The organism is Kribbella sp. NPDC051770, from assembly GCF_040681455.1.
GTDB lineage: Bacteria > Actinomycetota > Actinomycetes > Propionibacteriales > Kribbellaceae > Kribbella.
Genome location: NZ_JBFAYT010000001.1, coordinates 181,047 through 193,393, shown reverse-complemented (window position 1 = coordinate 193,393; position 12,347 = coordinate 181,047). Strand labels below are relative to the sequence as shown.

14 protein-coding genes are annotated in these 12,347 nt (G+C 69.1%); 7 read left to right on the top strand and 7 right to left on the bottom strand.

Annotated elements, in window-relative coordinates; translation table 11 throughout:
• Window positions 1-52: 52 nt before the first annotated feature.
• From AB0M01_RS00930 to AB0M01_RS00920, 3 genes are all read right to left on the bottom strand, one after another.
• A complete protein-coding gene (locus AB0M01_RS00930; protein WP_363664777.1) occupies window positions 53-787 on the bottom strand; it encodes a chitinase in 735 nt (244 codons plus the stop codon).
• A gap of 130 nt (window positions 788-917) precedes the next feature.
• The gene (gene cobF, locus AB0M01_RS00925; RefSeq protein ID WP_363664776.1) at window positions 918-1,670 is read right to left on the bottom strand and encodes a precorrin-6A synthase (deacetylating); all 753 of its coding nucleotides are present in this window, start codon (window positions 1,668-1,670) and stop codon (window positions 918-920) included.
• A gap of 98 nt (window positions 1,671-1,768) precedes the next feature.
• Window positions 1,769-2,341 (bottom strand): TetR family transcriptional regulator, encoded by a 573-nt coding sequence (locus AB0M01_RS00920; protein ID WP_363664775.1) that lies wholly within the window; start codon window positions 2,339-2,341, stop codon window positions 1,769-1,771.
• A 59-nt stretch (window positions 2,342-2,400) separates the two neighbouring features.
• Between AB0M01_RS00920 and AB0M01_RS00915 the strand changes: the two genes are divergently transcribed.
• The 3 genes from AB0M01_RS00915 to AB0M01_RS00905 are packed head-to-tail and all read left to right on the top strand — an operon-like array spanning window position 2,401 to window position 4,742.
• A complete protein-coding gene (locus tag AB0M01_RS00915) occupies window positions 2,401-3,225 on the top strand; it encodes an SDR family oxidoreductase (protein ID WP_363664774.1) in 825 nt (274 codons plus the stop codon).
• A 60-nt stretch (window positions 3,226-3,285) separates the two neighbouring features.
• Window positions 3,286-4,362 (top strand): DNA alkylation repair protein, encoded by a 1,077-nt coding sequence (locus tag AB0M01_RS00910; protein ID WP_363664773.1) that lies wholly within the window; start codon window positions 3,286-3,288, stop codon window positions 4,360-4,362.
• Window positions 4,362-4,742, top strand: coding sequence for a nuclear transport factor 2 family protein (locus AB0M01_RS00905; protein ID WP_363664772.1), 381 nt, complete (start codon window positions 4,362-4,364; stop codon window positions 4,740-4,742). The genes AB0M01_RS00910 and AB0M01_RS00905 overlap by 1 nt, the downstream gene beginning before the upstream one ends.
• Here AB0M01_RS00905 and AB0M01_RS00900 read toward each other — a convergent pair.
• Both AB0M01_RS00900 and AB0M01_RS00895 read right to left on the bottom strand, forming a co-directional pair.
• Window positions 4,717-5,607 carry an alpha/beta hydrolase gene (locus AB0M01_RS00900; protein WP_363664771.1) on the bottom strand — a complete coding sequence of 297 codons (891 nt, stop codon included), beginning with the start codon at window positions 5,605-5,607 and terminating at the stop codon, window positions 4,717-4,719. The genes AB0M01_RS00905 and AB0M01_RS00900 overlap by 26 nt on opposite strands.
• The gene (locus tag AB0M01_RS00895) at window positions 5,604-6,701 is read right to left on the bottom strand and encodes a tartrate dehydrogenase (protein ID WP_363664770.1); all 1,098 of its coding nucleotides are present in this window, start codon (window positions 6,699-6,701) and stop codon (window positions 5,604-5,606) included. The genes AB0M01_RS00900 and AB0M01_RS00895 overlap by 4 nt, the downstream gene beginning before the upstream one ends.
• 139 nt (window positions 6,702-6,840) lie before the next feature.
• On the opposite strand from AB0M01_RS00895, the gene AB0M01_RS00890 reads away from it, so the two are divergent.
• Window positions 6,841-7,713 (top strand): LLM class F420-dependent oxidoreductase, encoded by an 873-nt coding sequence (locus AB0M01_RS00890; RefSeq protein ID WP_363664769.1) that lies wholly within the window; start codon window positions 6,841-6,843, stop codon window positions 7,711-7,713.
• On the opposite strand, the gene AB0M01_RS00885 is transcribed toward AB0M01_RS00890, so the two are convergent.
• A complete protein-coding gene (locus AB0M01_RS00885) occupies window positions 7,710-8,459 on the bottom strand; it encodes an SDR family NAD(P)-dependent oxidoreductase (protein ID WP_363664768.1) in 750 nt (249 codons plus the stop codon). The genes AB0M01_RS00890 and AB0M01_RS00885 overlap by 4 nt on opposite strands.
• 106 nt (window positions 8,460-8,565) lie before the next feature.
• Here AB0M01_RS00885 and AB0M01_RS00880 point away from each other — a divergent pair, with 106 nt between their 5' ends.
• The gene (locus tag AB0M01_RS00880) at window positions 8,566-9,165 is read left to right on the top strand and encodes a TetR/AcrR family transcriptional regulator (RefSeq protein WP_363664767.1); all 600 of its coding nucleotides are present in this window, start codon (window positions 8,566-8,568) and stop codon (window positions 9,163-9,165) included.
• Here AB0M01_RS00880 and zwf read toward each other — a convergent pair.
• A complete protein-coding gene (gene zwf, locus AB0M01_RS00875; protein WP_363664766.1) occupies window positions 9,162-10,661 on the bottom strand; it encodes a glucose-6-phosphate dehydrogenase in 1,500 nt (499 codons plus the stop codon). The genes AB0M01_RS00880 and zwf overlap by 4 nt on opposite strands.
• A gap of 154 nt (window positions 10,662-10,815) precedes the next feature.
• Between zwf and AB0M01_RS00870 the strand changes: the two genes are divergently transcribed.
• Both AB0M01_RS00870 and AB0M01_RS00865 read left to right on the top strand, forming a co-directional pair.
• Window positions 10,816-11,148, top strand: a complete 333-nt coding sequence (locus AB0M01_RS00870) for a YciI family protein (RefSeq protein ID WP_363664765.1) — start codon at window positions 10,816-10,818, stop codon at window positions 11,146-11,148.
• Window positions 11,145-12,326 (top strand): sigma-70 family RNA polymerase sigma factor, encoded by a 1,182-nt coding sequence (locus AB0M01_RS00865; RefSeq protein WP_363664764.1) that lies wholly within the window; start codon window positions 11,145-11,147, stop codon window positions 12,324-12,326. The genes AB0M01_RS00870 and AB0M01_RS00865 overlap by 4 nt, the downstream gene beginning before the upstream one ends.
• The last annotated feature ends 21 nt before the right edge of the window (window positions 12,327-12,347 follow it).

Genomic DNA, 12,347 nt, shown 5'->3' with positions numbered 1-12,347 from the left:
GGATGGTTCCCGCTTCGGCCGGACGGCCAGGCGCACTACACCTTTGGTCGAACTAGCAGTACAGGTTCCCGCCGGGCGACGTGCCGAGCATCGCCGTGAACCGCTGGTACGCGTCGACCCGGCTCTGCACCTGACCCGGGTTGCCGCCGTTGCACTCGATCGACCCGTTGATGCTCCGGATCGTCTCGCCGAAGCCGGCGCCGTTCACCATCGCGTTGTGCGGCGTCATCGTGCCCGGACCGGTCTGGGTGTTCCAGTACCAGAGTCCGGTCTTCCAGGCGATCGCCGAGTTCTGCTCGACCTGCCAGGGGTTCCCGAGCAGGTCGATGCCGAGGGCATCGCCGGCCGCCTTGTAGTTGAAGTTCCAGCTCAGTTGGATCGGGCCACGCCCGTAGTACGCCGCCTGCCCGGCCGGGCAGCCGTACGGCTGACCCCAGTCGCAGTAGTGCGGGTAGTTCGCCTCGTTGATCTCCTTGATGTAGACCAGTCCACCGGTCTCGTGGTTGACGTTGGCCAGGAAGGCGGCCGCCTCACGTTTCTTGGTGGTGTCGTCGCCGGTGTTGGCGAACCCCGGGTAGGCGCCGAGCGCGGCGACCAGCCCGGAGTAGGTGTAGAAGGGGTTCCGGCTCGGGAACATCTGGTTGAACTGCGACTCGCTGACCGGGAAGGCCTGGACGCCGTCCGGCGCCTGTTCTCGCGCGTCGGCGGGTGCCGTCAGCACCATCGAGATCGCCGCTCCGAGCGCTACCAGGACCGGCAGCGCGCGCACGAATCGTGGAGTTTTCATGGTGGTACTCCTGTCCTCGACCGTGCCGGGTAGGGGCGGGGCACGGCCCGTTGGGGGCGGTGGGACAGGACCGAAGCTATATGAAATCTCTCTCCATATCTATGGGTGATCGGTAGGTAACTCTCTGTATCTATCGGTGGTTGCGGCGGAGTAGGTAGGTGTCCATGATCCAGCCCTTCCGCTCCCGCGCCTCGGCCCGCACCTGCTCGATCTCCCCGGCCACCTCGGACAACTTCCCGGCCACCAGCAACTCGTCCGGCGTCCCCAGGTAGGCACCCCAGTAGATGTCCGCGTCCTGATCCGTGTGCGCCGTGAATGCCGTCCGTGCATCCAGCATCACCACGACGTCGTCCACCCCGTCGGGCCAGTTCTCCTCCAACCGCCGCCCGGTCGTCACCTGAATCGGCTTCCCGACCTGGTTGAGCCCCACCCGATGCTTCGCGGCGAGCGCCGAAACGCTGCTGATCCCAGGAATCACCTCGATCCCGAACTCCAGCTCCCCTCGCTCCAGCAAGTCGTCGAGAATCGCCAACGTGCTGTCGTAGAGCGAGGGATCGCCCCACACCAGGAACGCCCCCACCTGATCGGGTTCGAGCTCCCGAGCGATCATCCCCGCACAAACATCCCCCCGCCGACGCCGCCAGTCGTCCACCGACTCCACGTACGCCGAACTACCCCGATCCCGCTCCGGATCCCGCCCCACCACAACCTTCGCCCCCGGCGCGTACCGCTCGAGGATCTCGGTCCGCAGCTCGACAAGCTCCTGCTTCACTTCCCCCTTGTCGAGCACGAAGAACACATCGGCCCGCTCAATCGCCCGAACCCCCTGCACAGTCAGGTACTCCGGATCCCCGGCCCCGATCCCGATCACCAAGATCTCCATGACCGAGCAGCCTAGTTCCCGCCCGCTGCCGCCCAGCCGGACGGCCCCACTGTCCGCCCGTCAATCCCACCCGCTGCGCCGCCCCTATCCTCGGGCGCTCAGAGCACTGACATCGCCTGGGTGATCAGTTCTCGCATGTCCTTTGTGCCGTTGGAGTTCGTCCATGCCTGGTTGGCGGCGTCCAAGCACGCCAGCGCGGCGCCGGCTACTGCTCGCGGGCGGGGATCGGTAGGCGTATCGGTGATGCGAAGCCGGCGCGCGACCTCAGGAGTCAGAAGGTCCTGCCAGTTCTGTTGCTTCTCCAGGTGCCGCGCCCGCAGTGACGGCGTGTCCTGCATCATCCTCGCCAGCCGAAGGGCTCGGTCCGGGTCTTCCAGGGTCTCGCCGAACTGGTCGAAGAACGCCTGCTCCAGCGCCACCCAAGCGCCCTCGTCGGCCGGCCGGGCTGCCAGGGCGGCCGTCAACTGCTCGCCCATCTCCTCCAGGTGACCCAGGACGACGTCCTCCTTGGTCGGGAAGTAGCGGAAGAAGCTCGTCCGCGACATGCCTGCGGCGGCGGCGATCTGGTCGGCGGTCACCTGGTCGAAGCCGTGTTCGGCGAAGAGGGTGAAGCCGACGCCGGCGACCTCTGCGCGGACTGCCCGCCGGGCGCGATCCCGAAGTCCTGTCATGCGCCCTAGTGTACATTCTGGTACTGAGTCCCACTTTAGACACTCAGTAGGAGGTTGACGTGACCAAGACCTGGTTCATCACGGGTGCGTCGTCCGGGTTCGGGCGGCAGTTGGCTGAGCAGTTGCTGGCGCGGGACGATCGGGTGGCCGTCACGGTTCGGCGGCCCGAGGCGATTGCTGGGCTGCAGGAGCAGTACGGCGAGCAGTCGTGGACGGCGACGTTGGACGTGACCGACACCGTTGCGCTCCGGGCGACAGTCGACGCCGCGTTCGCCGAGCTCGGGCGGATCGACGTCGTCGTCTCGAACGCCGGCTACGCGCTGCTCGGAGCGGCCGAGGAGTACTCCGACGCCGAGGTCGAGCGGCAGCTCGACACCAATCTGCTCGCCTCGATCCAGCTCGCGCGGGCGGTCATCCCGCACCTGCGGGCGCAGGGCGGCGGGCGGATCATGCAGCTGTCGAGCATGGGAGCGCACGTGTCGGTGCCGGCGCTGAGCGTCTACCACGCGACGAAGTGGGCGATCGAGGGGTTCTACGAGTCCGTGATCCCGGAGATCGCGCCGTTCGGGATCGGGGTCACGCTGGTCGAGCCGGGTGGGTCGCGGACGGAGTTCACCGGCCGCAGCATGGCGTTCGCGAGCGCGCTGCCGGCGTACGAGGAGACGGTGGTCGGGTACATCCGCGGGCGGGCCGGCGCGGGGGAGCTGCCGGTGGGGGATCCGGCGAAGGTGGCGCGGGCGATCATCGATGCCGCGGACGCGGAGACGGTGGTGAAGCGGTTGCTGCTGGGGAGCGATTCCTACGCTCAGGTCATCACGACGCTGCGCCAGCGGCTCGACGAGTTGGAGCCGGGCAAGACCCTGGCGCACAGCACCGATGCGTGACTGCTAAATTAGAAGTAAGTCTGCGACGCGAGGGGGAGGCCAGTGCCAACGGCCGAGGAAATGCTGAGTACACAGTCGGTTGTCACACTGGGCCGGATCCTGTCCGAGCTGGCTCCCGAGCTGACGTTCACCGCCCTCAAGGCAGCGCCGGGTCAGCTCGAGGACCTGGCCTTCAGTGACCGAGGCCGCCTGGTCAGAGACGCTTTACTGACGGATCTACCGGCAGGTTTCACTCCTGTCGACGACCTGTTTCGAGCAGCGCTCGCCCGTCCGGACTTCACCGGCTGGATGATCTGGCCAGTGACAGAAGCAGTTGCTGTGCGGGCTACAGATGGTGACTTTGAGCGCGGGCTCGAGCTGCTCGCGCTGCTCACGTCTCGCTTGACCGGTGAGTTCGCGCTCCGCACGTTTCTGGCGGCTGACCTGCAGCGCACTCTGGCGGTCGTCAGCACCTGGACGACTCACCCCGACGAGCACGTACGCCGCCTGGCCAGCGAAGGCACCCGCCCTCGGTTGCCGTGGGCCAAGCAGGTTCGGGCGATCCTCGCCGACCCCGCGGTCACTCGCGGCATCCTCGACGCGCTGCGCACCGATGAGTCGCAGTACGTCCGCCGATCGGTCGCCAATCACCTGAACGATGTCAGTCGGGTGGATCCAGCCCTGGCGGTCGAGATCGCCACCGGCTGGCTCGCGAAGCCCACGGAGACGACACCCCAGCTCGTCCGGCACGCGCTGCGCACGCTCATCAAGGCCGGTGACCCCGCGGCACTCGTGTTGCTCGGGTACGAACCGCCCCATGCGTTGAGCGTCGAAGGCCCGGTGCTCTCCGTCGACGGCGTCGCCGTCGGCGACACCCTCGGGTTCAGCTTCGACGCGCGCAACGACGGGCCCGACGACGTCCGGCTCGCGATCGACTACGTCGTGCACCACGTGAAGGCGAACGGCACGCTCGCCCCGAAGGTGTTCAAGCTGACCACCCGCACCCTCGCGCCCGGCGAGTCCGTCACGCTCGCCAAGCGGCACTCGTTCAAGCCGATCTCCACCCGCCGGTACTACGCCGGCGAGCACGCGCTGGAGCTCCAGATCAACGGCCGGTCGTTCGGCCGCGCCACCTTCACCCTGAGCACGGAGGCCTGATGACCATCCCCACCCCGCCCGACCCGACCGTCGCCGAGACGGCCAAGCACCTGCCGCCCGCGATCACGGCGTACCTGCGCGAGTCGCAGCCGGGGCGCAAGGCGAACTTCCACGACCTGCTGCCCGCGTTCGCCGAGGACGCGACCGTGCTCGACGACGGCAACACCTACACCGGCCACGACGAGATCCGGCACTGGCGCGAGACCGCGGCGAGCGAGTTCACCTACACCCAGGAGCTCACCCACGCCGAGCAGCTCGACGACAAGCACTGGGTCCTCACCCACCACCTGGAGGGCAACTTCCCCGGCGGCGAGGTCGACCTGATCTACCGCTTCACCCTCGAAGGCGACGTCATCACGTCGCTGGAGATCGCTCCCTGAGGAACGCGAGCAGAGCCTCGGCGGTCTCCGCCGGGGCCTCCTCGGGCAGGTAGTGGTCGGACGGCAGCCCGTTGCCTCTGACATCGGTCGCGTAGTTGCCCCAAGCATCCAGTACGTCGTACGTGCGCCCGACGAAGCTGTTGCTGCCCCACAGCGCCAGCACCGGGCACCCGACCGGCGTCCCGTACGACGTGTCGTCGTGCACCAGGTCGATCGTTGCCGCGGCGCGGTAGTCCTCGCAGCTCGCGTGGATCGCGTCAGGAGACGAGAAGCACCGCACGTACTCCCGCATCGCCGCCGGATCGAACGCGGTCCCGCCGTGGTGCCGCGCCTCCATCCGGGCCCGGATCCAGAACTCCGGGTCGCCGCCGATCAACCGTTCCGGAATCCCGTTCCCGGCGGTCAGGAAGAACCAGTGGTAGTAGCCCTGGGCGAACGCCGCGTCGGCGTGCTCGAAGGTGTGACGGGTCGGCACGATGTCGAGCACGGCGAGCCGATCGACCTCGCCAGGATGGTCCAGCGCGAGCCGATGCCCGACGCGACCACCGCGGTCGTGACCGACCACCGCGAAGCGCTCGAAGCCGAGCGATCGCATCACGAGCAGCTGGTCGCGAGCCATCGCCCGCTTGCTGTACGGCGCGTGGTCGGGAGCGCTGACAGGCTTCGCGCTGTCGCCGTACCCGCGCAGGTCGGTCGCGACAACGGTGTGCGAACGAGCGAGCACCGGCGCGACCCGGTGCCAGATCAGGTGCGTCTGTGGATACCCGTGGAGCAGCAGCACCGGTGGCCCGCTGCCGCCGACCGCGCAGTTGATCTCGATGCCCTCGGCATCGATTTGCCGGTACGAGAACCCGTCGAGCTTCACCGCGTCCCCAGCTGGTCGAGCACGGCCTGGGTGAACGTAGTCGTCGTCGCCGTGCCGCCGAGGTCAGGCGTTCGGACCTCCCGAGCAGCCAGTACGCCGGCGATCGCGCTCTCCACCTCCGCCGCCGCCTCGACGTGCCCGAGATGGTCGAGCATCATCGCCGCCGTCCAGATCGCGCCGATCGGGTTCGCGATCCCGCGCCCGGCGATGTCCGGCGCCGAGCCGTGCACGGGCTCGAACATCGACGGGAACTCCCGGGGCGGGTTCAGGTTCGCGGCCGGGGCGATGCCGATGCCGCCGGCAACGGCTGCGGCGAGGTCGCTGAGGATGTCGCCGAACAGGTTCGAGGCAACGATCACGTCGAACCGCGCCGGGTCGAGGACGAGCTTGGCGCTGAGGGCATCGATGTGCTCCTGGTCCCAGCGCACCGCCGGGTGCAGCGCGGTGCGCTCGGCAACGATCTCGTCCCAGAACGGCATCGTGTGCACGATCCCGTTCGACTTGGTTGCCGAGGTCAAACGACCGGTCCGAGCAGGAGGCGACACCGACCCGAACGAACGCCGCCCCTCGGCCAGCGACAACCCGTAGTCCACCAACCGCGTCACCCCCGCCCGCGTGAACACCGCCTGCTGCACCGCCAGCTCGTCCGCGAACCCCCGCCCCATCCGCCCACCGATCTCGCTGTACTCACCCTCCACGTTCTCCCGCACGACGACCAGATCCACCGCCCCCGCGGCAGCCGCCCGCACCGGACTGTCCAACCCCTCGAACACCCGGATCGGCCGCAGATTCACGTACTGCTGAAACGATCGCCGGATCGGGATCAGCAACCCCCACAGCGACACATGATCCGGTACGCCGGGCGCCCCCACCGCCCCGAGAAAGATCGCGTCGTGCCCCCGGACCAGGTCCAGCCCGTCCGCCGGCATCATCGCACCCTCGCTCAGGTACCGCTCGCACGACCAGTCGAACTCGTCGTACGAGAACCCCACCCCGTGCCGCCGCCCCACCGCCTCCAGCACCGCAACCGCCGCCGGCACCACCTCCCGGCCGATACCGTCCCCGGGAATGAGCGCGATCCGCTGAGTCGTCATGCCCCGATCACATCAGCCACCACCCACCCGAGTCCAAGCCCCCCTCTCGGTGACGCACAGTAGTTCTCCCGAAACGGGAAGCAGACCGGTGCGACGGCTGTTGACTGTCTGGCAGACGGCAACAAAGAGGAGAGCTTCGATGGACATCGGTCTGCAGATTCCCGACTTCACCTGGCCCAACGGGCCCAGCGCACTCGGCCCGGAGCTCGCGGCGGTCGCCCGGACCGCGGACCAGGCCGGCTTCCGGTACCTCGCGTTGATGGACCACTTCTTCCAGATCGGCGGCGTCGGTCCCGCCGAGAACGACATGCTCGAGGCGTACACCGCGCTCGGGTTCCTGGCCGCGCACACCGAGCGCGCCAAGCTGCTGACGGTCATCACCGGCGTGCACTACCGCCAGCCGGGGTTGCTCGCGAAGGCGGTGACCACGCTGGACGTCCTGTCCGGCGGCCGCGCGATCCTCGGCCTCGGCGCGGGCTGGAACGAGGAGGAGTCCCGCGGGCTCGGCTTCCCCTTCCCCCCGCTGGCCGAGCGGTTCGAGCGGCTGGAGGAGACGGTCAAGATCGTGCTCCAGATGTGGTCGGACGACGAGGGCGGGTTCGAGGGCAAGCACTACCAGGCCACCCGGCTGCTGAACTCGCCGCAGGCGCTCAGCAAGCCGCATCCGCCGCTGATGATCGGCGGGGGCGGTGAGAAGAAGACGCTCCGGCTCGTCGCGCAGTACGCCGACGCCTGCAACCTGTTCAACACCCCGGAGCTGGAGCACAAGCTCGACGTACTGCGGAAGCACTGCGAGACGGTCGGCCGCGACTACGACGAGATCACCAAGACCGTGTACCAGCCGCTGGACACCGGCGAGAAGGGCGAGAAGACGCAGCAGCTGATCGACGAGCTCGGCAGGTTGCACGGCCTGGGCGTCGACGCCGCCCTCGGGTTCGTCCCGGAGGTGCAGAAGCTCGACGGCTTGGAGCGCATCGGCGCCGACGTGATCCCAGTGGCCGCGGCCTTCTAGCCGGCGATCACCGCCACTCCCATCCGTCCGCCGTCCACGTCCAGCGTGGTCGCGTGGATGAACCGGGCATCGTCGCTGGCCAGGAACACGGCGGCCTGCGCGATGTCGGTGGGACGGCCGATGTCACCACCCGGCGTACCGGTCATCATTCCGGCCGCCGGGTGGTCGGTCATCGTGTGCACGACGCCGGGCGAGATCGCGTTCACCCGTACGCCGGACGGCCCGAACTCCGCCGACCAGGCGCGGGTGAGCGTCTCCAGCGCCCCCTTCGAGGCCGCGTACGCCGTACCGCCGCTGACGCCGAGCCGGGCCACCCACGAGCCCAGGTTGACGATCGTGCCGCCGCCCGCGGCGGCCATCGCGGGAGCGATCGCGGCGGTCAGGAAGAACGGCGCCTTCACGTTCACCGCGTAGACGGTGTCGAACGCGGCCTCGTCGATGCTGGTCGTGCCGGTGCCGTCGAGCGCGCCGGCGTTGTTGACCAGGATGTCGATCCGGCCGCCCAGTACGGCGGTCGCCTGCTCCGCCAGCTGCTGGGCCGCGGCGGGCGAGCCGTCGAGGTCGGCGGCGACGAAGTCCGCCTTGCCGCCGGCGGCGCGGATCTCGGCGACGACCGCCTCACCGCGCTCGGCGTTGCGGCCGGTGACGACCACGTGCGCGCCCTCCGCGCCGTACGCGACCGCGATCGCGCGGCCGATGTTGCTGGTGGCCCCGGTGACCAGGGCGGTCTTGTCTGCCAGACGCATGGCAGCTGCTCCTTCGCTAGTGATTGGACTGATGGGTCCAAAGTAGCACGCCGATTGGACCCGTCGGTCCAGACGTCTGAACTGGGCGGTCCAGTACACTCGAGGCATGGAGGAGCGAGTGCTGACCGCGAAGGGCGCTGCGACCCGGCAGCGGATCGTCGACGGGGCCGCGCAGCTGATCCGCGAGCAGGGCGTGGTGAACGTCGGGCTGGACGACATCCGGGCCGCGACGTCGACCAGCAAGAGCCAGCTGTTCCACTACTTCCCCGACGGCAAGTCCGACCTGATGCTGGCGGTCGCGCGCCACGAGGCCGAGCAGGTGATCGCCGAGCAGATGCCGCAGCTCGGCGAGCTGACCACCTGGCGCAAGTGGCAGGCCTGGCGACGCCGCGTTCTCAAGATGTACGACGAGCAGCGCGAAGGCTGCGCGCTGTCGGCGCTGGTCGGTCAGCTCGGGTTGGGGGACACGACGACCCGGCAGATCGTCGGCGACATGCTCGACCGCTGGCTGCAGTACCTGGTCGACGGCGTCGAAGCACTGCGCGCTTCCGGCGAGATCAGCGAAGCGGTGGATCCGGTCCGCAGCGCCACCGCGATCCTCACCGCGATCAACGGCGGCGCCACGATGCTGGTCGCGACCGACCGGATGAACTACCTGGAGACCGCGCTGACGGCGGCGATCGACGACCTGCGCCGGCCCGTCTAGCTCTTCTGCTCGCGCCACTCCCGCTCGAACGGCAGCCGCCAGGCCCGCGGAGCGATCAGCTGGTGGATCGCGTTCGGCCCCCAGGTGCCCGGCGCGTACGGCTTCACCGGCGGCGGGTCCTCGAGCAGGAGCGTCGAGTTCTCCCACAGCGACTCGATGCCCTCGGCGGTCGTGAACAGCGTGTGGTCGCCGCGCATCGCGTCCAGGATCAGCCGCTCGTACGCCTCCAGTACGTCGGCCGCCGACTCGGTCTCCTGGGTCGAGAACTGCATCGACAGCTTCTCCAGCCGCATCCCCGGCCCGGGCCGCTTGCCGTAGAACGACAGCGACACCCGCGACGAGTCGGCCAGGTCGAAGGTCAGGTGGTCCGGGCCCTGCGCCCCGACGCCGGAGCCGGCCGGGAACATCGTCTTCGGCGCCTCCTTGAAGGCGATCGAGATGATCCGCATCCCCTCGGCCATCTTCTTGCCGGTCCGCAGGTAGAACGGCACGCCGGCCCAGCGCCAGTTGTCGATCCCGACCTTCATCGCGATGAACGTCTCGGTGTCGGAGTCCGGCGCCACCCCGGCCTCGGCGCGGTAGCCGCCGTACTGACCCCGGACGACGTCGGCCGGCTGGATCGGCAGCATCGACCGGAAGACCTTGTTCTTCTCCTCCGAGATGGCCCGCGGCTCCAGCGCCGTCGGCGGCTCCATCGCGACGAACGCGAGCACCTGCAGCACATGCGTGACGACCATGTCCTTGAACGCGCCGGTCGGCTCGTAGAACGTCGCGCGCTGGTCGAGCCCGAGCTCCTCGGGGATGTCGATCTGGATGTGGTCGATGAAGTTGCGGTTCCAGATCGGCTCGAACAGCCCGTTGGCGAACCGGAAGGCCAGGATGTTCTGCGCCGCCTCCTTGCCGAGGAAGTGGTCGATCCGGAAGATCTGCGACTCGTCGAAGGTCTCGTGCACGAAGTCGTTCAGCTCGATCGCGCTGGCCAGGTCGTCACCGAACGGCTTCTCCATCACCACCCGGGCCCGGTCGACCAGGTCGGCGTCGCGCAGCATCTCGATCACCGAGTGCGCGGCCTTCGGCGGCACCGACAGGTAGTGCAGGCGGCAGGTGTCCGGGCCGAGCAGCGTCTCGGCCTCCTTCACCGCGGCGGCCAGCGCCGCCGGCCCGGCCGTGGTCGGCACGTAGCTGAGGCGGGTGGAGAACTGCTCCCACTCCTCCTCGGTGATCTTGTGCGTCCCGAAGGTGTCGATGGCCAGCCGCGCGCGGGCCCGGAACTCGTCGGTGGTCAGCTCCTCGGTCGCCGTCCCGATGATCCGGACGTCGGGCGCGAACCGGTTCTGCTGCAGGTAGGCCAGGCCCGGCAGCAGCTTGCGCTTGGCCAGGTCGCCGGTGGCCCCGAACAGCACGATCACGTGCGGCGCGAGCGGCTCCAGGTCCCGTCGCGACGGTCGCGCACCGGGCGCGGGGTAGGCGATCGTCTGGGTACGGGAGTCGGGCATCGGTCCTCCTACGGATGGCACACCACAAACGGATTCAGTGTAGGCACGCGGACCCTCCCGGCCTCGCAGTTCAGCCGATGTTCAGCAGGCCGTTTGCGTACCGTGTGTCCGGAACGACTTTCCCCGTTCGTCGGTGGGGTGGAGAGGAGTCCGGATGAAGTACTTGCTGATGATCTGTGGCGACGAGACGGCCGAGGAGCACGCGCAGGACGGGTGCGGAGGCTGGTCGGAGGAGATGGAGGAGCGCGGCGTGGTCCGCGGGGGCGCCGGGTTGCGGCCGCCGCAGGAGGCGACGACGGTCCGGGTCCGGGACGACGAGCTGCTGCTGACCGACGGGCCGTTCGCGGAGACCAAGGAGCAGATCGGTGGGTTCGTGCTGATCGAGTGCGCGGACCTGGACGAGGCGATCGAGATCGCCGGCAAGCACCCGGCGGCGGCGTACGGGACGATCGAGATCCGCCCGGTGCTGGAGGGGCCGTTCGGGTGAGTGTCGCCGACCAGCTGGACCGGGTGTTCCGGGAGGAGTGGAGCCAGGTGCTGGCGACGCTGATCCGGGTCACCGGCGACTGGGAGGTGGCCGAGGAGTGCGTGCAGGAGGCGTTCGCGGCGGCGCTGCGGACCTGGCCGGAGGACGGCGTACCGGACAAGCCGGGGGCGTGGCTGACGACCACGGCCAGGCGCCGGGCGATCGACTGGATGCGGCGCGAGGCGGTCGGGGCTGCGAAGCTGCGGGAGGTGGCGGTGACGATGGACTGGCCCGAAGAGCCCGAGCACGACCTGTTGCGGCTGATGTTCACCTGCTGCCACCCTGCGCTGGCGATGGAGACGCGAGTCGCGCTGACACTGCGCACGCTGGCCGGGCTCTCGACGGCGGAGATTGCCCGGGCCTTCCTGGTGGGGGAGGAGGCGATGTCCGAGCGGCTCACTCGGGCGAAGCAGAAGATCAAGCACGCGGGCATCCCGTACCGGGTGCCGCCGGACCACCTGCTGCCGGAGCGGACACCCGCCGTACTGGCTGTGCTGTACCTGCTCTTCAACGAGGGGTACAGCGCTACCGCGGGCGCTGAGCTCGTACGCCGTGAGCTGGCGACCGAGGCGATCCGGCTGGCGCGTCTGCTGGTCCGGCTGATGCCCGACGAGCCGGAGGCGGGCGGGCTGCTCGCCCTGATGCTGCTGCACAACGCACGGCGGGACACGCGCTCGGCCGGCGGCGTACTGGTGACGCTGGAGGAACAGGACCGCAGCCGCTGGCACCTGGACGAGATCACCGAGGGCACCGAGCTGCTGGACGCCGTACTGCGTCGCAGGCGTCCTGGGCCGTACCAGATCCAGGCAGCGATCGCCGCCTGTCATGCGACTGCGCCGACCGCTGCTGACACCGACTGGCCGCAGATCGCTGCGCTCTACGGGCAGCTGCAGCAGACACCTGTCGTGGCACTCAACCGGGTTGTGGCCATCGGGATGGCGGACGGTCCCGCGATCGGTCTGCGGCTGCTGGACGAGCTGGACGGGTACTACCTGCTGGCAGCGACCAGAGCCGACTTCCTGCGCCGGCTGGGCCGCTTCACCGAGGCAGCCGAGGCCTACCGAGCTGCGCTCGCGCTGACCAAGTCAGAGGCCGAGCAGGCCTACCTGCAGCGTCGGCTCGACCAGGTGTCCGTCTAGCCGCGCCCCTGTTCGTCGGTA